General features: G+C 62.5%; 18 protein-coding genes, 1 tRNA gene and 1 pseudogene. 7 read left to right on the top strand and 13 right to left on the bottom strand.

What is annotated here, in order from left to right; translation table 11 throughout:
• Positions 1-39: 39 nt before the first annotated feature.
• The 6 genes from ACQCST_RS10910 to ACQCST_RS10885 all read right to left on the bottom strand — a co-directional run bounded on the left by ACQCST_RS10910 (position 40) and on the right by ACQCST_RS10885 (position 6946).
• Positions 40-243 carry a ubiquitin-like protein Pup gene (locus tag ACQCST_RS10910; RefSeq protein WP_426999154.1) on the bottom strand — a complete coding sequence of 68 codons (204 nt, stop codon included), beginning with the start codon at positions 241-243 and terminating at the stop codon, positions 40-42.
• Between the two features lie 87 nt (positions 244-330).
• Positions 331-1950: a depupylase/deamidase Dop gene (gene dop, locus ACQCST_RS10905; protein ID WP_426999153.1), complete on the bottom strand. Its 1620-nt coding sequence runs from the start codon at positions 1948-1950 to the stop codon at positions 331-333.
• Between the two features lie 50 nt (positions 1951-2000).
• Entirely contained in the window at positions 2001-3752 is a 1752-nt protein-coding gene (gene arc, locus ACQCST_RS10900) for a proteasome ATPase (protein WP_426999152.1), read from the bottom strand.
• Between the two features lie 83 nt (positions 3753-3835).
• Positions 3836-4900, bottom strand: a complete 1065-nt coding sequence (locus tag ACQCST_RS10895; RefSeq protein ID WP_426995806.1) for a tRNA (adenine-N1)-methyltransferase — start codon at positions 4898-4900, stop codon at positions 3836-3838.
• A 112-nt stretch (positions 4901-5012) separates the two neighbouring features.
• Positions 5013-6203 carry a site-2 protease family protein gene (locus tag ACQCST_RS10890; RefSeq protein ID WP_426995805.1) on the bottom strand — a complete coding sequence of 397 codons (1191 nt, stop codon included), beginning with the start codon at positions 6201-6203 and terminating at the stop codon, positions 5013-5015.
• On the bottom strand, positions 6200-6946 hold the full coding sequence (locus tag ACQCST_RS10885) for an HAD family hydrolase (protein WP_426995804.1): 747 nt from the start codon (positions 6944-6946) through the stop codon (positions 6200-6202). The genes ACQCST_RS10890 and ACQCST_RS10885 overlap by 4 nt, the downstream gene beginning before the upstream one ends.
• A 151-nt stretch (positions 6947-7097) precedes the next feature.
• Between ACQCST_RS10885 and ACQCST_RS10880 the strand changes: the two genes are divergently transcribed.
• Complete coding sequence (locus tag ACQCST_RS10880; RefSeq protein ID WP_426995803.1) at positions 7098-8003, top strand: PAC2 family protein; 906 nt, start codon at positions 7098-7100, stop codon at positions 8001-8003.
• 56 nt (positions 8004-8059) lie between these two features.
• Here ACQCST_RS10880 and mshC read toward each other — a convergent pair whose 3' ends face one another.
• On the bottom strand, positions 8060-9337 hold the full coding sequence (gene mshC / locus ACQCST_RS10875) for a cysteine--1-D-myo-inosityl 2-amino-2-deoxy-alpha-D-glucopyranoside ligase (RefSeq protein ID WP_426995802.1): 1278 nt from the start codon (positions 9335-9337) through the stop codon (positions 8060-8062).
• A gap of 15 nt (positions 9338-9352) precedes the next feature.
• Positions 9353-10186 (bottom strand): undecaprenyl-diphosphate phosphatase, encoded by an 834-nt coding sequence (locus ACQCST_RS10870; protein WP_426995801.1) that lies wholly within the window; start codon positions 10184-10186, stop codon positions 9353-9355.
• 50 nt (positions 10187-10236) lie between these two features.
• On the opposite strand from ACQCST_RS10870, the gene ACQCST_RS10865 reads away from it, so the two are divergent.
• Positions 10237-11169: an aldo/keto reductase gene (locus tag ACQCST_RS10865; RefSeq protein ID WP_426995800.1), complete on the top strand. Its 933-nt coding sequence runs from the start codon at positions 10237-10239 to the stop codon at positions 11167-11169.
• A 27-nt stretch (positions 11170-11196) separates the two neighbouring features.
• Here ACQCST_RS10865 and ACQCST_RS10860 read toward each other — a convergent pair whose 3' ends face one another.
• A complete protein-coding gene (locus ACQCST_RS10860) occupies positions 11197-11460 on the bottom strand; it encodes a hypothetical protein (RefSeq protein ID WP_426995799.1) in 264 nt (87 codons plus the stop codon).
• Between the two features lie 39 nt (positions 11461-11499).
• On the opposite strand from ACQCST_RS10860, the gene ACQCST_RS10855 reads away from it, so the two are divergent.
• A complete protein-coding gene (locus tag ACQCST_RS10855) occupies positions 11500-11733 on the top strand; it encodes a DUF5703 family protein (RefSeq protein ID WP_426995798.1) in 234 nt (77 codons plus the stop codon).
• Here ACQCST_RS10855 and ACQCST_RS10850 read toward each other — a convergent pair.
• The gene (locus ACQCST_RS10850) at positions 11730-12890 is read right to left on the bottom strand and encodes an acyl-CoA dehydrogenase family protein (RefSeq protein ID WP_426995797.1); all 1161 of its coding nucleotides are present in this window, start codon (positions 12888-12890) and stop codon (positions 11730-11732) included. The two genes, ACQCST_RS10855 and ACQCST_RS10850, sit on opposite strands and share 4 nt — an antisense overlap.
• A 10-nt stretch (positions 12891-12900) precedes the next feature.
• A complete protein-coding gene (locus ACQCST_RS10845; RefSeq protein WP_426995796.1) occupies positions 12901-14205 on the bottom strand; it encodes a M20/M25/M40 family metallo-hydrolase in 1305 nt (434 codons plus the stop codon).
• 178 nt (positions 14206-14383) lie between these two features.
• On the opposite strand from ACQCST_RS10845, the gene ACQCST_RS10840 reads away from it, so the two are divergent.
• A tRNA-Leu gene (locus tag ACQCST_RS10840) sits at positions 14384-14466 on the top strand.
• An 83-nt stretch (positions 14467-14549) separates the two neighbouring features.
• Here the strand turns inward: ACQCST_RS10840 and malQ are convergent.
• A complete protein-coding gene (gene malQ, locus ACQCST_RS10835; protein ID WP_426995795.1) occupies positions 14550-16709 on the bottom strand; it encodes a 4-alpha-glucanotransferase in 2160 nt (719 codons plus the stop codon).
• A gap of 60 nt (positions 16710-16769) precedes the next feature.
• Here malQ and ACQCST_RS10830 point away from each other — a divergent pair, with 60 nt between their 5' ends.
• The 3 genes and pseudogenes from ACQCST_RS10830 to ACQCST_RS10820 all read left to right on the top strand — a co-directional run bounded on the left by ACQCST_RS10830 (position 16770) and on the right by ACQCST_RS10820 (position 19094).
• Complete coding sequence (locus tag ACQCST_RS10830) at positions 16770-17528, top strand: M50 family metallopeptidase (protein ID WP_426995794.1); 759 nt, start codon at positions 16770-16772, stop codon at positions 17526-17528.
• Between the two features lie 140 nt (positions 17529-17668).
• Positions 17669-17878 (top strand): annotated as a pseudogene (locus ACQCST_RS10825) (glutathione S-transferase family protein); the annotation flags it as partial.
• A gap of 226 nt (positions 17879-18104) precedes the next feature.
• Positions 18105-19094, top strand: a complete 990-nt coding sequence (locus ACQCST_RS10820; protein WP_426995793.1) for a serine hydrolase domain-containing protein — start codon at positions 18105-18107, stop codon at positions 19092-19094.
• Positions 19095-19175: 81 nt separating this feature from the next.
• Here the strand turns inward: ACQCST_RS10820 and ACQCST_RS10815 are convergent, their stop codons facing one another.
• The gene (locus ACQCST_RS10815; protein ID WP_426995792.1) at positions 19176-20000 is read right to left on the bottom strand and encodes a slipin family protein; all 825 of its coding nucleotides are present in this window, start codon (positions 19998-20000) and stop codon (positions 19176-19178) included.
• Between the last annotated feature and the right edge of the window lie 39 nt (positions 20001-20039).

Genomic DNA, 20039 nt, shown 5'->3' with positions numbered 1-20039 from the left:
GCACTGCGTTTTGCCGTGGGCTGTGGCTGATCCCGCGGGCTACTGTCCACCTTTTTGCACAAAGGCCCGGACGAATTCCTCGGCATTTGACTCAAGGACACCATCTATTTCGTCCAGGAGGTCATCCACGCCCTGAGTGGCCGCCGATGCCTGTGCCTCGGGCGTTGCCGGCGGTGCTTCAGGGATTTCTTCGTCAACCTGGCTGTCGCGTGATTGCGGCTGGTGCTGCTCCTGGCCTGCCATGTTCATTCCCTCTTTCTGTGAGTCCCCCGGTTCCGGAGGGACATCCGTAATGCCCATATTGCCACGCTGCGCACCCCGCCGGGTGTTTTATGCCGCAGGCGGGGCCGGGGTCCCTCCAAGCAGCTCTGCAAGGAACGGCCCGGACTCACTGTGACGGGCAAACAGGGCTCCCGTGAGCGCTTCGGTGCCTCGAAGCGGCTCACGGGTTGGCACGCGCTGCAGCCGCCCGTGGCCGGGGACATCGAAGATGACCGAATCCCAGCTGGCGCCCACCACGTCCTTGCCGAAACTGCTGACGCATCGTCCGCGGAAAAACGCCCTGGTGTCCGACGGCGGCCGGGTCACCGCAGTGGCGATCGCGGCGTCGTCGACCACCCGCTGCATGCGGCCACGGGCCAGCAGCCGGTGATACAAGCCCTTCTCGGGCCTGATGTCCGCCCACTGAAGGTCAACCAGGCCAAGCCTCGGGCTATCCCACGCCAGGCCGTCCCGCTGCCTGTACCCTTCAAGCAGCGACAGCTTGGCCAGCCATTCCACGGAGCTGGCTGCCGCAGCCCGTTCGCTGCCCAGCTGGGTCAGAGTGGTGGCCCAGCGTTCCAGAACCCCGTGGCTGTGCCCGTCCCCATCCACGGCATCAGCGACGCCGGTGTCCTGCGCGAGCTTTGCCGCAGCCTCGTGGTACATCCACTGCAGATCCAGGGCCGTCACTCGCCGGCCGTCAATGAGCCGGAGCCGCGCCGTCAGGGTCGTGTCGTGGCTTACCGTCTGCAAAGCGGCCACTGGCTCGTGGACTTCAACCTTGGGGGCAAGGCCAGCCTCGATGAGGCTGAGCACCATCGCAGTCGTACCGAATTTCAGGTAGTTGGATGTCTGGCTGAGATTGGCGTCGCCGATAATGACATGCAGCCTGCGGTATTTGTCCGCCGTGGCATGGGGCTCATCACGGGTGTTGATGATGGGCCGTCGGATGGTGGTCTCGAGGCCCACCTCGGCCTCGAAAAAGTCCGCACGCTGACTCAGCTGGAAACCCGGCGTGGAGCTGTCCTGGCCGAGGCCCACCCGTCCTGCGCCGCACATGATCTGGCGTGTAACGAAGAACGGAGTCAGGCCCCGGACGATGTCCCCGAAGGGCGTTGAGCGAGGCATGAGGTAGTTCTCGTGGGAGCCATAAGACACTGACTTGTTGTCCGTATTGTTCTTGTACAGGTTAACCGGCGGAAGCTCCGGATCAGCTGCAAGCCGGCGGACCGAGGCCAGGGCCACGAGGTCTCCGGCAGCATCCCAAGCCACCGCGTCACGCGGGTTGGTCACCTCGGGGCTCGAATATTCCGGATGGGCGTGATCCACGTATAACCGGGCTCCGTTGCCAAGGACCATATTCATCAGCAGCGAGCCGGATTCATCCTGACCGTCAAGCTCCAGTTCTTCGCGTCCGTAGGCAAGGGCAACAGCCTCGGCATCCAGCACAGGTGGCTGGTCGGTCAGCTGACTCGGATGCGCGGCAGGGCGCTCCAGGGTCCAGCCGCGGGCGTCGTGCAGTGGTTCCTCATCGGTGTAGTCCCACCGGGTCTCCGCGCCGCCGGCAGCCCGTTGGCGGGTCAGCTGTGCATATGCCTGAACCACCCTGGCGGACATCATGGTGGCATTGGCGCTGGGAGCGGACGGTGCGTGGATCCCGTACTCCGTCTCCGATCCCATCACCCGCATGGCTCCCCCGGCGGGCAGCGAAGCTGAAGACGCGCTTTCCGCGCCTGAACTCATAGGTACTGGCCCGTATTCGGCATGGTTTCAATGGATTTCCCGGGTTCCTGGCCGGCCTTGCCCTGCACGATGGTGCGGATGTAGGTGATCCGCTCGCCCTTCTTGCCCGATATCCGGGCCCAGTCATCCGGATTGGTGGTGTTGGGCATGTCCTCATGCTCACGGAATTCGTCCACAACGGCCCGCAGCAGGTGTTCTATCCGCAGCCCCTTCTGCTCAAGAGTCAGGAGATCCTTGATGGCATACTTCTTGGCGCGGTCCACCACGTTCTGCACCACGGCTCCCGAGTTGAAGTCCTTGAAGTACAGCATCTCGGTGTCGCCGTTGGCATATGTCACCTCAAGGTACTCGTTGGACTTTTCGGTGGAGTACATGGCTTCAACCGTGCGCTGGATCATGGCGTCCACAGTGGCCTGCACGTCGCCGTTATGTTCGGCGAGATCGATCTCATGGAACGGCAGGTCCGTGGTGATGTACTTATTGAAAATATCCGCAGCGGCTTCTGCGTCAGGACGCTGGATTTTGACCTTCACATCGAGCCGGCCCGGCCTCAGGATCGCCGGATCAATCATGTCCTCGCGGTTGGAGGCGCCGATGACAATCACATTGTCCAGCCGCTCCACGCCATCGATCTCACTGAGGAGCTGGGGCACAATGGTTGTTTCGACGTCGGAGGAGATACCTGTGCCGCGGGTGCGGAACAGGGAATCCATCTCATCGAAAAACACTACGACTGGGCTGCCATCGGAAGCCTTCTCCCGGGCGCGTGCGAAGATCAGGCGGATGTGGCGCTCTGTCTCGCCGACGTACTTGTCCAGGAGTTCCGGACCCTTGATATTCAGAAAATAGCTTTTCAGGTCAATGTTCCCGGAGCGCTCAGCGGCCCTGGCCGCCAGGGAATTCGCGACGGCCTTGGCAATGAGAGTCTTGCCGCAACCGGGAGGCCCGTAGAGAAGGATTCCTTTGGGAGCCTTGAGCCCGTGTTCGCGGTAGAGGTCAGGATGAAGGAACGGAAGTTCGACAGCGTCCCGGATCTGTTCGATCTGCGGCCCCAGGCCACCGATGTCCTCATAGGTGATGTCCGGAACTTCTTCCAGGACAAGATTCTCCACCTCCGAGCGGGGGACCTTCTCCAGCGCATAGCCGGTGCGGGAATCGATGGAAAGTGCATCGCCCACCCTGAGTTTTTCGGCAAGCAGCGCGCCTGAAAGCCTGATGACGCGCTCTTCATCAGCGCGACCAACCACCAGCGCCCGGTCAGCACCGAGCATTTCCTTCAGGGTCACCAGTTCGCCGACCCGCTCATAACCGAGGCCTGCCACCACCAGCAGCGCCTCGTTCAGCAGTACTTCCTGGCCCACCGCAAGCTGGTTCATGTTGACCAGCGGGCTGACACCAACCCGCATCTTCCGGCCGGCGTTGAATATATCCACGGATTCCTCCGTGGCTGCCTGGCCGCTGCTGCCGCTGGATGGCTGCCGCTTCGGATTCAGCTGCAGGACAGTGCCGAAGCTATACGGCGGCTGACCCTCCTGATCGAGTGCATTCTTGAGCCGCAGAATCTCAGCCTTGGCAGCTTCCAGCATGCTGACAAGCTTCGTGTTGTTCTGGGTGGCGGCGGCCAACTGCCGGTCAATGTGCCGCAGCTTGTCCCGCAGAATGTTCAGCTGCCGGTCCGCCACTGACATTTCGTTGGCAGCCGGCTGCTCTGCCGGTGTGCGTCCAGAGTCCGTGTTCGGTGTCTCCATCATGGATCAGCCCCTTCCTGCGCTTCTTGTTAAGACCTTAGCCCCAAGATGGCGGGTGATGCCGATGACATCCGGAATGCGGACTAGTTCGTGATCTCCGGATCGTCCTTAACGTTGGTGCCGGCGATGGCATCCCGCGCGGCGCGGCGGAGCTTCTTGTCCGAAACCAGGCGTTCACCCACTGCACCGGGTGTCCATGCATTGACGTCTTCCTCATTGAAATCCGTCTTGGAAGGCCGGCGCTTGACGGAAATACCCGTGACGCCGTCGGCCAGTCTCCGTGTCACCAGGAGGAAGCCGGTGTGCGCCACCATCCGGTGGTCCGGCCGGACCGCCAGGCCTTCCAGATGCCAACCGCGGACCATGGATTCCCAGGCATCCGGCTCAGTGAACCGGCCATCTGCCCGGATGGCCTCGGCGGTGCGGGATAGCTGGGTTACGGTGGCAACGTAGCTGATCCAGACTCCACCCGGGGCCAGCACTGTGGCAACGGCGTCAAGGCACTCCCACGGAGCCAGCATGTCCAGCACTACGCGGTCCACGGATCCCGGAGCCTCGCTGCGGACAACTTCCTCCTGGAAGTCACCCAGCGAGATTTTCCAGGCAGGGTGCGGGCCGCCGAAGATCGTTTCCACGTTCCCCCGCGCAATGTCCGCGAATTCCTCACGGCGCTCAAATGAATGCAAGTAGCCGTTATCGCCGACGGCACGGAGCAGCGAGATGGAAAGGGCCCCTGAACCTACGCCGGCCTCCACAACCCGCGCACCGGGAAAGATGTCAGCCATGGTGACGATCTGGCCGGCATCCTTGGGGTAGACCACAGCCGCTCCGCGGGGCATCGACAGCACGAAATCCGAGAGCAGCGGACGAAGAGTCTGGTACTGCTGGCCCACGTTGTTCACTACCACGGAACCGTCGGCCTTGCCGATGATTTCGTCGTGGTTGAGGAAGCCGCGGTGCGTGTGGAACGCACCTCCCACTTCCAGGCTGATGGTATTCATGCGGCCGCGCTCGTCAGTGAGCTGCACACGTTCGCCCTCGCGGAAGGGGCCGCGGCGCCGTGCGGCACCTGTGGGCTGGACTGCAGTGGCGCTTGTGGCGGCTGCAAGGCCTGCCGTGGTTCCGTTGACGGCGGATTCGCTGCTCATGAATTTTCCTCGCTCCTGTAAAACCTGTGGGGCCGTGCATTGAAACTGCCGTCCATTTCCAGAACCGCGCAGGGTGAGCCTGCAAGGGACAATTCACGGCCGGCAGGTAACTCTACCGGTTCTGGGCCTGCCGGCGGTTATTGTCGCGGATCCCCTTGCCGGTGATGGCAGTTACTACAGTTGATTGCCTGAGCAGCCCGGTGACTTTCCCGTTGTGGTCCACCACTGCGTAGTCGTGCCCGTCCAGCTGTGCAAGGTATTGAATGAGTTCCTGGCCCTTGGACCATTCCGGAACGTAGGCACCGGCACCCAGTGCGTAAGAGACTGCCGTGACAGCCGTCGTCGCGGTTGCCGCCGCAGGCACCGCCGCGGCTGCGGAAGCATCCACCAGACCCTGGGGCCGGCCGTCCGGTCCGCAGAGAATCACCGCAGGACTCCCGGCTGGCGCAAGGCGCAGAACATCGGCCACTGTGGCTGAACCGGAAATGCCGACGGCGGGCTCCGCCAGCCCTGCTGCGCTGATGAGTGGAAGCCTGCTGCGCAGTCGCCCCTGCTGGATGGAGGCTGAAGCCCCCATCCAGAGAAATCCGCCCACGAGCACTGTGATCAGCAGCAGGCTGACGTCCGGGGAAGTGCCCCTGAGTAATGGCAGCGCCACAAACCAGATCCCCAGGGCAACGACGATGATCCGCCCGGCCCATCCTGCCGCAACGGTTCCCTTGGCCTGGCTACCTGTGGCCTTCCAGACTGCGGATTCCACCAGACGTCCTCCGTCCAGCGGCAGTCCCGGCAGGACGTTGAATATGCCGATCAGGAGGTTGGCCCACATAAATATATTGGTCAGGATGTCGGGCACGCCGGTCAGCCCGGCTGTGGCGATAACCAGCCAGGCACCCCCGGCGAGCACAAAGTTGGCAGCAGGGCCGGCCAAGGCCACCAGTACAGACCGCCCCGGCGTGGCCGTGAAGTTCTCGAACTGTGTATGACCGCCCCAGAGATTGAGAACAATCTTCTCCGTGGGCCAGCCGTAGGTCTTGGCTGTCAGCGCATGTGCCAGCTCGTGCACCAGAACGGAGATAAGCAACAGGACGGCGTAGGCGAACGCCACGTAATACGCACCAAGCCCGAGCGACGGATTATTCTGTTGAAGAACCGGACCATACACAATCACCGTGAACCCGGCAATGATGAACCACGAATACGCCAACACGACCGGGATGCCGGCGATCCGGCCGAGTGGAATGCCTTCGCGGCGGCTGACTGGCCCCTGTGGAGGCTGGCCGTTCGAAGCAGATTCAGTCACTGTGCGTAGCTCCTTGAAGCGGCGGTGCGCTGCGATGGGCCTTCTCCAGGTTCCCCGTGGCGGCCTGCCACAAGCTCCTCGAGGTCTGCAACGCTCCTGCCCTCGAGCGAAGCCCAGGTGGTGTGGCGGGGATCGTCGGGCAGGGGGACGATGTGCGGGATGGCAACTGTTACAACACCGGAGGCGAGTGCGGCCGCCACGCCGGGCGCGGAGTCTTCAAGCGCAACACACTGGTCAATGCTTAGCTCGGGGTCCTGCACCTTCAGAAGCTCAACAGCCTTGAGGTATGCCTCCGGGTGCGGTTTGCCATGGGTGACGGTATCCCCCGTGACGAGGAATTCGAAGTATGGATCCGGGAGGCTGCCCACAATCTCCCTGGCCAACGGTGCCTCGGACATGGTGACGAGGACACAACGGACGCCGTCTTGGAAGAGGGCGTCCAGCAGCTCCCGGGCACCCGGCCGCCACGGCACCCTGTGGCGGACGTTGCTTATAACCTCCGCAGTGAGAATGTCGATGATTTCGCGGATTTCCAGCTTCACGCCGGCCTGCTGGAGGATTCCTGCAGAGTATGTCAGGGATTGTCCTACCAGCTGCATGGCCTGGCCGTGGGACCATCGGCCGCCGTGGGCCGCAACCAGCGAATGCTCCGCTTCGATCCAGTAGGGCTCGGTGTCAACAATGGTGCCATCCATATCCCAGAGAGCGGCTTTTAGCAGAGGCTGGGTAGCGGAGGATTGCATGCTCCCAGTCTACGGGGCCGCCCAGGAGCCGAGGTGTCGGGTACGCCCTCGGCGAATATCAGCCTGCAGACCGGTGACAGCACCGGGATCTGTCGGTTGCACGGCACCCCATCCAATGCATCGCCCCCCTTCTTGGACGTAGGGTAATGGGATGAATAGCTTCGATGGAGACACCACCGGACAGGGCGCCGCGCCCGGGCCGGACCGCCTGCTTCAGCCAGTGGCTGACGGGCAGCGGATCACCGTGATGCTTGCTGCTTTTGAAGGCTGGAACGACGCAGGGGAGGCCGCAAGCGACTCGCTGAGGTACCTCAACAAGCTCTGGGGCGGTAAAAAAGCGGCGTCAATCGGTGCGGACGAGTACTACGACTTTCAGTTCACCCGGCCCACGGTCCGGCGCACCGCGTCCGGTGAGCGCAAAATCAAATGGCCGTCCACCCGCATCTACAAGGCGAGTGCTCCGGACACGAACGTGGATGTGATCTTCGTGCAGGGCACTGAGCCCTCCTATAAGTGGCGCGCATACACAGCGGAGCTCCTGGCCCATGCCGAAGCCCTTCATGTGGACTACGTGGTGCTCGTGGGTGCATTGCTTGCGGATGTCCCCCACAGCCGGCCCATCCCTGTGAGCACGTCCACGGACGACGCCGCCCTCCGGGAAAGGCTGAATCTGGAAGCCTCCCAATACGAAGGGCCGGTGGGCATTGTTGGTGTGTTCTCCGAAGTTGCTCTTCTGGCCGGGATACCCACTGTGTCGTTGTGGGCAGCCGTTCCGCACTATGTGGCGCAGGCGCCTTCGCCCAAAGCGCAGCTCGCCTTGTTGCACCGTATCGAGGAATTGCTGCAGGTGCCGCTGGATACCCACGAACTGGTCGAGGAATCAGATGCCTGGGAACGGGGAGTTGACGAACTCGCTACCGAGGATCCGGAGATTGCCGCGTATGTGCGCCAGCTCGAGGAAGCCAAGGACACCGCGGATCTCCCGGAGGCCAGCGGTGAGTCGATCGCCCGTGAGTTTGAGCGTTACCTCAAGCGCCGGGGCAAAGAAAAACCCTGATATCCGTCCCGGTGCGCTGCCCTTGTTTCCGGGGCAGGCGCCCGAAGTTCGACCGCCTACAGTTCGACGCCGAGAAGTGCGTTGACTGCGTCACTCACCAGTGCATGGTCCCCGGCACAGGCCTGGCCAGGATTGGCATTGGTCTTTTCGGCCCAGCGGTCCACCGCTGCCAGGGCACCTGGAGCGTCCAGATCGTTCGCCAGCTCCTCGCGAAGCTCGGCCAGCAGCACGGCCGCTGAGCCAGCGGGTGCCATGGTGAGCGCCTGTCGCCAGTTTGCCAGCCGGTCCTTGGCCTCGGCAAAGCCTTCTTCCGTCCAGGACCAGTCGGAACGGTAGTGGTGCGCGAGAATCGCAATGCGGATGGCCGCAGGGTCTTCGCCAGCCGCACGCAACTTGGAGACCAGGACAAGGTTTCCCTTGGATTTGCTCATTTTTTCGCCGTCGAGCCCCACCATGCCTGCATGGGCGTAGTGGTGTGCCAGCGGGACCCCGGACAGGGAATAGGCGTGGCCGGCACCCATTTCGTGGTGCGGGAAGATGAGATCGGAACCGCCGCCCTGGACAGTGAACGGCGCGGGCAGATACTGCTGGGCAATGACCGTGCATTCAATGTGCCAGCCAGGTCTGCCTGCCCCCAGCTCACCTCCTGGCCAGCCGGGTTCGCCGTCGCGTGAGACACGCCACAGCAGCGGGTCCAGGGCCTGGCGCTTTCCGGCCCGGCCAGGGTCTCCGCCGCGTTCGGCAAACAATTCGAGCATCTCGCTTTCAGCGAGTCCGGAAATGGACCCGAGCGTCCAGGCGTCTGCGTCGACGGAGTGTTTCCCTGCAGCCTCGACGTCGTAGTAGACGTCGCCGTCAGGGTCACCCCCGGTACCGGCAACACGGTAGGCGAGGCCCAGGTCAACGAGACGTTCGATTTCGGGAACGATCCGGGGAACGGATTCAACGGCGCCGATGTAGTGATCCGGGGCGAGCACATTGAGCGCTTCCATATCCGTGTGGAACAGCTGGATCTGGCTGGCGGCCAGGTCCCGCCAGTCAACACCCGTGGCCGTGGCCCTTTCGAGAAGAGGGTCATCGACGTCAGTCACGTTCTGCACGTAGGAGACGCGCTGCCCTCCATCGCGCCATGCACGGTTCAGCAGATCAAAGGCAACATAGCTGGCGGCGTGCCCCATGTGGGTGGCGTCGTAGGGGGTGATTCCGCAGACATACATGGATTGTTCACCGCTGGGCCGGAGTGTTTCCACGACCCGTCTGGAGGTGTCGAAAAGCCGGACGGCGGGCATGCGGCCCGGCAGCTCAGGTACAGGGCGGGATTTCCAGGATTTCACAGGCCAAGCCTAGTGCTAGGCATTGATGACATTGAAACCGAGCAGCAGGTAGAGGGCCAGCCCAAGGAAGATGCGATACCAGACGAACACCCGATAGCTGCGGGTAGAGACGAATTTAAGGAACCAGCCGATGATGACGTAGCCCACCGCAAAAGCAATCACAGTGGCCATGGCGGTCTCCGGAAGGCCGTACGGTCCGGTGATCCCGTCCTTGGAGACCACCTTGTACAGCTGATAGAGCCCGCTTCCGAAAACGGCCGGGATGGCCAGGAGAAAGGAGTATCTGGCGGCTGCTTCACGGGTGTATCCCATCAGCAGACCTGCAGTGATGGTGCCACCGGACCTGGACACACCCGGGATGAGCGCCATGGCCTGCGCGAGTCCGTAAAGAATGCCGTGCTTGTACGTCAGCCGCGTGAGGTCCCGCTCCTGCCTGCCCACGGCATCCGCGACGGCCAGGATGAGGCCAAAAACGATGAGCGTAGTGGCCACAATCCACATGCTGCGCAGCACGGTTTCGATCTGATCCTGGAAGAGCAGGCCCAGGACGATGATCGGCAAGCTGCCAAGTATCACCAGCCAGCCCATCCGCACATCCGGGTCCTGCCGCGACACTTTGCCCCTCAGGGAGCCGGCCCAGGCTCGGACAATCCGTACGATGTCCCGCCAGAAGTAGACGATCACCGCGGTCTCGGTGCCCAACTGGGTGATAGCCGTAAAGGCGGCACCGGGATCGGACGCATTCTGGAAGAACTGCCCCACGATCCGAAGATGGGCGCTCGATGAAATCGGGAGGAATTCAGTCAGACCTTGCACAAGGCCCAACAGGGCCGCTTCAAACCAGTTCACGCTAAGACCCTACGTCATGGAGCCTGTGGATTCCCCGTAAGCTTGCTGCCATGCATCAGCGTTACGTCGGCAACAGTGGATTGCGTGTCTCGGCCCTTTCCCTTGGCACCATGTCCTGGGCCCTTGAAACAGATGAACAGGACGCTTCCGAACTGCTCCGGACGTTTGTGGACGGCGGTGGCACTCTGATCGACACCGCTGCTTCCTACGCCGAAGGCCAGGCGGAAGCATTGCTGGGCTCGATGCTGGGCGACACCGTCGCCCGAACTGAAGTGGTGATCTCCACCAAGGCGGGGGTATCGACGTCGGATGGACGGCGCACGGTGGACACTTCGCGTAATGCCATGCTGACAGGTCTGGACGCCAGCCTTGCGCGGCTGGGGACCGACTATGTGGATATCTGGTCCGTCCATGCCTGGGATGCTAACGTGCCGCTTGAGGAGACACTTTCGGCCCTCGAGTTTGCTCTGCGTACTGGCCGTGCCAGGTACGCGGGCATCTCAAATTTCAACGGCTGGCAGACGGCCAAGGCGGCTGCAGTGGCTGGATTCCCGCTCGTCGCCAGCCAATCAGAGTATTCCCTGTTGCAGCGAAGGCCCGAAGACGAGCTCATTCCTGCCATAGAAGATGCCGGGCTCGGCCTGATGGCCTGGGCACCGCTGGGCAGGGGCGTCCTCAGCGGCAAGTACCGCGGTCATATCCCGGCTGATTCACGCGCAGGGCACAGCAGGCTGGCTACTTATGTGGAGCCATATCTGGAGGAGCCTTCTTCACGGGTGGTCGAGGCGGTGGCGATGGCGGCCCGCGGCCTGGGCAGGACTTCGCTGGATGTTTCCCTGAGCTGGCTGCTGTCGCAGCACGGTGTTTCGACGGCGATTGTCGGGGCAAGAACACCCATTCAGCTCAAGGAAATTCTTGATGCGCAGCTGACGCCATTGCCGCCGGAAATCTCGCGTGCGCTGGAAGATGTATCCAGTTCCTAGCGGGCATCATCTGCCGTCCAGGACACTTCAGTCTTCAAGAATTTCCAGATCCTCATCATCGTCTACGTCATTGTCGTCTTCGTCATCTTCGTCGTCAAAAATCTGGAGGGGTGTCACTTCGCTGTAGGACTCGTAGAGTGAGTCTTCATAGACTTCGAAGGCGTCGGCTACAGCAAAGAAGGCAGCCTCCACGGCGGGATCCCCTTCACCCCGGCGGGCAGAGGCTGCTACCAGATGTTCTTCCAAGGCGGAGGTCAGGGACTGAAGCGCGACACGCGGATCGATGCTCATGACTTCACGTTAGCTGGAAATGGACGAAAATGGAGAGCAATGAAGGAACAATTTCCCACCAGCTCAGTCCTGCGGGAACGGGACTATCTGAGGCAGTACGAGTACCTCGTATTGACGGTCGGCCCTGAGGACTCCCTGCCCGAGGCCTACCGGCGGCTCGTTGAACACGCCGAGTACGGAAAATGGGATCTTAAGCGCAGCCGCTTGTACGTGGGCGGCGGCAGGCGTTTCTGGCTGCAAAGAAGGATCACCCAGGTCCAGCGGACCGTTTAATCTTCCAGCGGTCCAAGCCAGGCGTTGGCAACCGTGTTGTGGGCCGATTCGTCGTCGGACGGGTGGAACATTCCAGCCAGCACATCCCGGTACAACCGCCCCAGTTCCGAACCCTGGAAGTAACTTGATCCTCCGGATACCCGAAGGGCCAGATCAACGACGCGCCGGGCGGTCTCCGTCGCATGGACCTTCAGACCCACCAGTTTGGGGAACCATTGACTGCCGTGATCGGCGACTTCATCCACATCATGTGCTATCGCGCCAAGGTGCGGGTGCAGCGCGTCCATTGCCATGGCGGCTTCGGCCACTTTCCACCTGATGTCCGGATCCTGGGCATAGCTCCGTCCGGCGTTCTTGAAGGAGGTCCGGCGCTTGGCCGCTTCAACGCCGAGGTACAGCGCACGATCACCGATGCCGGTGTAGACGGCCGCCAGCAATGTTTCAAAGCAGGCGAAGATGGCGAAGATCAATGGATCAGCGTTCGGCCCTACCGGCAGTTTGCCGAATATCCGGTCTGCGGAAACCACCGCGCCCCGCAGTACCGTGGTGTTGGATTGGCTGGCCCGCATGCCCAGTGCGTTCCAGTCGCCCAGGATCTCAAAGCCGGGGGTGTCGCGCGCAAGGAATCCGTGCACCAACTCGCCCTCGCCGTTACGGGCCGCACTGTCCTTGCCGAAGATCCCCAGCCGGGTCCAGGCCGGCGAGAGGCTCGTGAAGATCTTCGTTCCGGTGAAGCTGTAGCTGCCATCCGGAAGCAATGCGGCGACCGTACGGGAGTCGAACAGCACTGAGTCGTTTCCGGCTTCCGAATTACCGAACGCGAAGATCTCACCCCGGCTTGCCTCGTCCAGGACAAAGTCCAGCGAGTGATCCCCGCGATCCGCCAGAACATGCGCGACGCCGGTCCAGACCAGGTGCATGTTGATGGCCAAAGCGGTGGCCGGGGCCGCCGTCGCCAGCCTGCGTTGAAACCCAACTGCGGCCGCAAGCCCGAGTCCCAGTCCGCCGTCGGGCTCCGGCACAAAAATCTTCAGGTAACCCGCCTCGGCGAGTTCCGCCAGATCCTCGTGGAAAAACGAGTTATCCCGGTCATAATCCGCGGCCCTGCCGCGGATCCGTTCCAGAAGGGAGTCCGGCAGCAGTTCTTCCGGCGTCATATCAGGCTGCTCAGTAGTTGGTGAGCAGCGTGTTCAGCACCTGCGCACCGAACTTGAGGGAATCCGTAGGGACCCGCTCGTCCACGCCATGAAACATGCCCGTGAAGTCGAGGTCGTCCGGCAGGAGAAGCGGTGCAAAGCCATAGCCTGTGATCCCGAGCTTGCTGAGGGCTTTGTTGTCCGTGCCGCCGGACAGCGTGTACGGCAATACCTTGGCCCCGGGATCCTCGGAGTGGAGCGCATCAATCATGGAATCCACCAGGTTTCCGGCGAACGGCACCTCCAGTGAGACGTCGCTATGCACGTAACTGACGTCGACGCCGGTGCCCGCGAGTTCGCGGACGATCTCCAGCACCCGGTCCTGCTGGCCTGGCAGCGTACGGCAATCCACCAGTGCCTCCGCGGACTCCGGGATGACGTTGTGTTTGTAGCCGCCCTTCAAGAGCGTGGGGTTGGAGGTGTTCTGAAGGGTCGCCCCGACGAAGCGAGCTACGGTGCCGAGCTCCTTCAGAATCTTCTCCGGGTCATCCGGATCGAATTCAACGCCCGTGAGTTCGGTCACTCCGTCCAGGAACTGGCGTGTGGTGGCCGTCAGTTCTATAGGCCACTTATATTCGCCAATCCTCGTCACGGCCCCCGCCAGCCGGGTGACGGCGTTGTCAGTGTTGATCTGTGAGCCATGGCCCGCGCGGCCATGGGCCACCAGCCGGAGCCAGGAGATTCCCTTCTCCGCCGTCTGCAGAAGGTACGTCCGCTGCCCGCCGATCGTGGCTGAGAACCCTCCAACCTCGGAGATCGCTTCGGTGGCACCTTCGAAGATGTCCGGGCGGTGCTGGACCGCATACTGCGAGCCGTGCGTGCCGCCTGCCTCCTCATCTGCGAAGAAAGCAAAGATGATGTCACGTTTCGGCTTGCGGCCTGTGCGGGCGAAACCGCGCATGACCGAGAGGATCATGGCATCCATATCCTTCATGTCCACGGCACCGCGGCCCCAGATGAGGCCATCCCGGAGTTCTGCCGCGAAAGGATCCACTGACCATTGTTCCTTGATCGCCGGAACAACATCCAGGTGCCCGTGCACCACAAGGGCACTGGCTGACGGGTCCTCGCCGGCAAGCCTGGTGACCACGCTGGCGCGCCCGGGTTCGGATTCAAAGATCTCGGCTTCGAGCCCCACCTCGGCAATCAGCCCCGCCGTGTATTCGGCGGCCGCCCGTTCACCCGGACCAGAGCCGTCGCCGAAGTTGGACGTATCAATCCGGATGAGCTCCTGGCAGATCCGGACGACTTCATCCTCGGGACGGATTTCAGACATTGATCACTCCTGGTGCGATGGGCAAGACAGTTCAAGACCGGAAACGGACTCTTGTGGCTTCAGCCTACCCATTGGCCCCGATTCCATGTTTCGGCAAAGTTCGTGTTAGAGTTTTTCTCGCTGCTTCGGAGAAAAGCGAACCGCTGAAAGGTGGAAATTGCGCTCCGGATTACCACCTGCGCGGGTGGCGGAATGGCAGACGCGCTAGCTTGAGGTGCTAGTCCTCGAAAGGGGGTGGGGGTTCAAGTCCCCCTCCGCGCACAAGTCGCAAGGCCCGGAATCTACGGATTCCGGGCCTTGCTTTGTTCCTTTCGAACTTGTTTCTTCCCGGGAAGCAGCTCAGGCTACATCCGGCGCTGTTCCAATGATCGCTGCACTGTGCCGATCAGAGACCTGTAGCGGGCATTGGAACGGAGCCCCTCCAGAAGAACGGCCTCACCATCGGCAGCCAACGGAATGCACCAGTTCGGGTATTCCTTGTGTGTTCCTGGCTGGTTTTGGACACGGGTCTCCCCCACTGCGTCAACGAGTGCCACGCCGAGCAGTGACGAAGGTGTGAGCACCGTAAATGCATACAGCGCTTCAACCGTCTCCTGCACGCCTGCCTTCCCCTCGGCCGGCAAGAGTCCCCTCCCGCGCAGCAAGGAGATCACCGATTCCTGCTCTGCAATTGCGTCCGCCCGCACTTCGTCCACGGGACGTAGCAGGAGGCCCAGTGATTCCCGGAGCGTAATGTGCTCGCCGGCAAGGTATCCGGCCGTCGGCGGCAAATCATGGGTATTGACACTCGTCAGGCATTGCTGCCGGTAGCTTTCGGGCGGGAGCGGTCCGTCGGGGCCACGCTCGAACCACAGTATTGAGGTGCCGAACACTCCCCGCTCGGACAGGTAATCACGGATCCAGGGCTCGAACACTCCAAGATCTTCCCCGATGACCACCGCATCTGCGCGCTCGGCTTCCAATGCCAGGATCCCGATGAGTGCCTCGTGGTCGTAGTACACGTACGTCCCCTCGCCTGGACCGGCCCCTTCCGGGATCCACCAGAGACGGAACAGCCCCAGAATGTGGTCCACCCGAATACCTCCGGCATGCCGAAGTATGGTCCTGAGCATCTCCCGGTAGGCCGCGTAGCCGGACTCCGCGAGCCGTTCAGGATGCCATGGTGGCTGGGACCAGTTCTGACCCTGCTGATTGAACATGTCCGGTGGCGCGCCCACCGTGACACCGCTGGCCAGCACATCATGGAGTATCCAGGCATCGGCGCCGTCCGCCTTTACCCCGACAGCCAGGTCATGGATGATTCCGATGCCCATGCCGCCCTGCGTTGCCGACCGCTGCGCAGCCTCCAGCTGCTGATCGCAGATCCATTGCAGCCACCGGTAGAACCCGATCCGGCCTGCGAGCGCTCCCCTCTGTTGTCGAACGTAGGGAGTACGCGGATCCGAGGCTTCGGCTCTCCATTCCGGTGCGGAAGGCTCCAGCCGTTCAGAAAGTGCACACCACAGCGCGAAATCCTCCAGCCCGCTGCCGGCATCGGTGCAGAACTTCTCAAACTGCCGTTGCCGGGCTGCACCGCGGGGGACCTTGAAGATCAGCTCCAGTGCGCCCAGCTTTGCTGCAAAGGTAGAGTTGCGGTCCAACAGCCCAGCTTCGCCGTTCGCCCCCCGCATCCGGGCCGCGGCGGACTCCACAACGGACCGCGACGACGCGTCAAGGTAGCCGTATTCAGTGATTTCCTCCACACGGATGTACAAGGGGTTGAAAAATCGCCGAGTGGTGGGCAGGTAGGGCGAATCCTCCATCGGCGGACGTGGTTCGGCGGCATGCATCGGATTGACAAGAACAAATCCTGCGCCGTCCTGGCCGCACATAGCCGCAAGATCCACCAGATCGGCAAAGTCCCCGATGCCCCAGGAACGTGAGGACCTCACGGAGTACAGCTGCGCCATGAGGCCCCAGTTAGGGGATGTCGCCAGCTTCTCAGTGGTCCGGAGCCGAACTGGCGTGACGATCAGCGGGCATTGGGCCCGTTTGCCGTCGATGTCTGCGTGCAGTGTGTGCCACCCCAGCGGCAGCGAATCGGGCACGGCGAACGACGCCCGGCCCGTCAGGACGCCGTCAATCTCTCTTGGCTCCTCCCAATGCTCCTGTTGCCGGGCAGCGTGCAATCCGCCGTCCTCTGCAGTCACCCACACACGGATTCCGCTCCCAGGTGGAAGGTGCACCGACACCTGCTGTGCCTGGCCCTCACGGAGAACTATCGCCGGCGGAAGTACCCGTCGCCATGGTGCGAGCTCCTGTTCTTCGAGCCCGCTCCGGACATCCTCCGGCCGCTCCGACCGGATGCCCAGCGCCGACAGTACGCTCCGCAGCGTACCGGCCGCAACGAACCGCTCAGTTCCGTCCCAACCCCTGAACGAGGTGCCCACCCCGTGGGCCGCGGCCAGCTGCCGGAGCAGTTCGTCGCCAACGTCCGTCTGATCCTGTCCTGCTGCATGCGTCATGCGGCCCACTCTAATAGCCGGCTTCGCTTCCGGGCGCCGTCCACGCTAACGTTGCTGCATATGGCCAACGATGAACTGTCCGGGGTGCCCGGCGACTTATGGCAAAAATTCATTTCAGGCTTCGGCCATGCGGAAATCCCCGCTGTATCCATCGGGGAGCTCATAGTGGTGATCCTGATCGCCACGGTACTTTCGATTCCACGGTCCACCTGGAAATATTTCGGACTGCTGGCCACGGTCGCCCACGAGCTGGGCCACGCATTCGCTGCCCTGATGAGCGGCCAGCGGCTCGGCGGCATCACACTCCGGCTGGACCATTCCGGCACCACCATGTCCTTCAGCCGTGGCCGGTTTCCGGCAGTGTGGTCGGGCTTTTGGGGCTATCCGGTTCCCGCGCTCACAGGGGCCGCCATGGTTCTGGCCGGTTTCAACGGCTGGGGGCCTGCTGCGATGTCGCTAGGAGCCGTCATCCTCTTGGCCGCGCTGGTTTTCGTCCGTAACGCCGTGGGGATACTCATCGTTGCGGCAGCGTCTCTCCTGGCAGCCGTTCTGGTCCTGCTGGTCCCGGCGCATTTCACCGGTCACGTCGTGATCGTCCTGGGCCTGGCCCTGCTGGTCGCAGCCGTCAGGGACCTGGGCAAACTGCTCCAGGTACACCTCCGGCGCAGGGATCAGCTGCCGACGTCGGACGCGTACCTGCTGTACCGGGCGACGTCCATCCCCTCAGTAATCTGGATTGTCCTCTTCGCGGCCCTGGTGGGCGGATCATGGTTTATCGCCTGGCAGCCTGTTTCCCGGATTCTGACAGCGGCCACATAGGATTGTGTCCTCAGCCAGGACGCCAGCCACGCTGAAGACAGCACCGGAGAGGGTGATTGTCCGGTGCCTGTTGGGGCCGGATCATGCCTGGACTTTCGATCCGGATCCCGGCGGTGTCCAACCGATATTGGGGATCGGGCGGCCATTTCAAGTGCAACCGTCAGAAGCTCAGCGAAATGCCTGCCCTTGGGGGGAGGTAATGCGCGGGACCTGTTCCAGACCCCGGTGTTGGCGACACCATCGACGTCGTGCCGATCAAGCAGCACTACTACATCGTTCATCAGGACATTCACTCCACGGACATGGCGCCGTATAGCCATGCCACTGCCTCTCCCCGCTACTGGGGTTGGTCCATGCCAATTTCACAAGGTTCCATTGCGCCCGGCTACGAGCAGGCAGGGGATCTCCTTGAGTCGTTCCTTCTGGAGGACCCTGGCTACAGCGCGCAGTTGACCGTCTACAGAAGCGGACACAAGGTGGTGGACGTGAGTGGCGGAGCGCACGTTGCACGGGATTCAATCACCGGCGCCTATTCGTGTTCCAAAGGAGTCGCAGCCCTGTTGGCCCGAATTCGGCGTGCACGGAAAGAACCGGAGCACTGTCCGCCATGCGCTTTCCCAACAGGCCGGGCTCCTGGGTGTGGCGGGCGGATTTGCCCTGGAAGAGTTCACTACCGCCGGTGCAGCGGCGCGACTTGCGGCCGCTGAACCTCTGTGGCGCCCGGGAAAAACTTTCGGCTACCACGCCCTCACCATTGGAATACTGATGGAGGAGCTGTGCCGCCACACTGCTGGCGAGTCGCTTCAAGCGCTATACGAGCGGAGGATCCGGGCGCCGTACGCCGTCGATTTCTTCCTGGGATTACCCGAGGACCAGGAGCACAGATACCATGATGTGCTGTACGACGGCGACCCCCTGCAGCCCTGGTTGGACCCGCTCAGCCTGGACGGGCTCAACGGTAATGCCGCCGTCAGCACCGTGATGGAACTCCCCAACAACCGCACCATCCGCGCGGGCGGCATGAGCAGCGCCGGTGGCGTGGGTTCAGCCGATGGCATGGCCCGCGCCTACGCTGCCGTCACCACAGGAGTCGACGGCGGTGCCCCCTTCCTGACGAGGGAAACCATCCGGATCGTGACTCAAGAGCAGGTGTGGGGCCTGGACCGGACATCTGGCCTGGATAATTCCTTTGCTGTGGTGTTTATGAAACCCCATCCCAGCCGCAACTTCGGCAGCAGCCAGGCGTTCGGACACAAAGGGGCCAATGCGGCTCTGGCATTCGCTGACCCTGCCTACGGACTGGGATTCGGCTGTATCCCGCAACGTCAGGAGGAGGGACGCGGCTCCGGACGCGCCCACCCGCTAGCAGCCGCGTGCCGGCAGGCAGCGGAGCGAGACTGCCGTGACAGGGAACTGCTGACGCCGGCCACCCCTGCAGCCGATGCCGCGATTGGAATGGCCGGTTACGAAAGTCGACCAGCTACTCCGCGTCGACGGCCGCGTCCGGCTGCTCCCGGTCGTCTTCAATCTCGGGGCCTTCGGCAGCCTCTTGGGAATGCTCCCTGACCGGCGGCTCGTCGAAGTCATCACCCTCAGCCGGCGCCTCGCTATGCACGCGGACCTGCTTGTCGTTGCCTTGGGGAGTGTTCATGAGTTAGGTTCCTCTTCATTTTTTCGGCGGTCACCCGAAGTTCGTGCCGCCGCGTTTTCCCTGGCAAGGAATGCCGCCAGTTCGCCTATGGTGCTCATCAGTGGTGCAGGGAAGACTACCGTGGTGTTCTTGTCCACGCCGAGTTCCACCAGTGTCTGCAGGTTCCGCAATTGCAGGGCCAACGGGTGGGCCATCATTGTGTCCGACGCAGCGCCCAGCGCAGTGGCTGAGATCGCTTCTCCTTCCGCCGCGATAATCTTGGCGCGCTTCTCCCTCTCAGCCTCGGCCTGACGGGCCATGGCACGCTTCATGGTGACCGGCAGCTGGATGTCTTTGAGTTCGACGAGTGTCACCGCCAGCCCCCAGTCAACGGTCAGGACATCCAGGATTTCCCGGATATCAAGATTGATCCGGTCCGTCTCGGAAAGCGTCTGGTCCAAGGTGTGCCGACCGACCACTTTGCGTAGCGTGGTCTGCGCGATCTGGTCAATGGCCTTGCCGACGTTTTCAATGGCGACAACCGACTTCACGGCGTCAACCACCCGGTAGTAGGCCACGGCGGAAACGTCCACGCTGACGTTGTCCTGCGTGATGATGCCCTGCGATTGAATAGGACTTGTCACGATCCGCAGGCTCACGATATGCAGGCGGTCAACGATCGGAATGATCAGCGTGAAGCCGGGCATTCTCACGCCGACCACGCGGCCCAGCCGGAAGAGCACACCTTGTTCGTACTGCTTCACAACCCGGATGGAGGCTTTGGCCAGGATGGCGAGTAGCAGCACCACGACAACCAGCAAGGCGACCCCAACGATGTCCATCGGTCCAGCCCCTTCCAGTCCTCTCCGGAAACGGATACG

It is taken from the genome of Pseudarthrobacter sp. N5 (assembly GCF_050157035.1).
Classification (GTDB): domain Bacteria; phylum Actinomycetota; class Actinomycetes; order Actinomycetales; family Micrococcaceae; genus Arthrobacter.
This window is presented reverse-complemented; position numbering and strand designations above follow the sequence as displayed.

What these genes read in the sequence shown, in the direction of transcription:
- ACQCST_RS10910 (WP_426999154.1), bottom strand. Translation starts at nt 243, where the DNA reads ATGGCAGGCCAGGAGCAGCACCAGCCGCAATCACGCGACAGCCAGGTT.
- dop (WP_426999153.1), bottom strand. Translation starts at nt 1,950, where the DNA reads ATGCGGGTGATGGGATCGGAGACGGAGTACGGGATCCACGCACCGTCC.
- arc (WP_426999152.1), bottom strand. Translation starts at nt 3,752, where the DNA reads ATGGAGACACCGAACACGGACTCTGGACGCACACCGGCAGAGCAGCCG.
- ACQCST_RS10895 (WP_426995806.1), bottom strand. Translation starts at nt 4,900, where the DNA reads ATGAGCAGCGAATCCGCCGTCAACGGAACCACGGCAGGCCTTGCAGCC.
- ACQCST_RS10885 (WP_426995804.1), bottom strand. Translation starts at nt 6,946, where the DNA reads ATGCAATCCTCCGCTACCCAGCCTCTGCTAAAAGCCGCTCTCTGGGAT.
- ACQCST_RS10880 (WP_426995803.1), top strand. Translation starts at nt 7,098, where the DNA reads ATGAATAGCTTCGATGGAGACACCACCGGACAGGGCGCCGCGCCCGGG.
- ACQCST_RS10865 (WP_426995800.1), top strand. Translation starts at nt 10,237, where the DNA reads ATGCATCAGCGTTACGTCGGCAACAGTGGATTGCGTGTCTCGGCCCTT.
- ACQCST_RS10860 (WP_426995799.1), bottom strand. Translation starts at nt 11,460, where the DNA reads ATGAGCATCGATCCGCGTGTCGCGCTTCAGTCCCTGACCTCCGCCTTG.
- ACQCST_RS10855 (WP_426995798.1), top strand. Translation starts at nt 11,500, where the DNA reads ATGAAGGAACAATTTCCCACCAGCTCAGTCCTGCGGGAACGGGACTAT.
- ACQCST_RS10850 (WP_426995797.1), bottom strand. Translation starts at nt 12,890, where the DNA reads ATGACGCCGGAAGAACTGCTGCCGGACTCCCTTCTGGAACGGATCCGC.
- ACQCST_RS10845 (WP_426995796.1), bottom strand. Translation starts at nt 14,205, where the DNA reads ATGTCTGAAATCCGTCCCGAGGATGAAGTCGTCCGGATCTGCCAGGAG.
- malQ (WP_426995795.1), bottom strand. Translation starts at nt 16,709, where the DNA reads ATGACGCATGCAGCAGGACAGGATCAGACGGACGTTGGCGACGAACTG.
- ACQCST_RS10830 (WP_426995794.1), top strand. Translation starts at nt 16,770, where the DNA reads ATGGCCAACGATGAACTGTCCGGGGTGCCCGGCGACTTATGGCAAAAA.
- ACQCST_RS10815 (WP_426995792.1), bottom strand. Translation starts at nt 20,000, where the DNA reads ATGGACATCGTTGGGGTCGCCTTGCTGGTTGTCGTGGTGCTGCTACTC.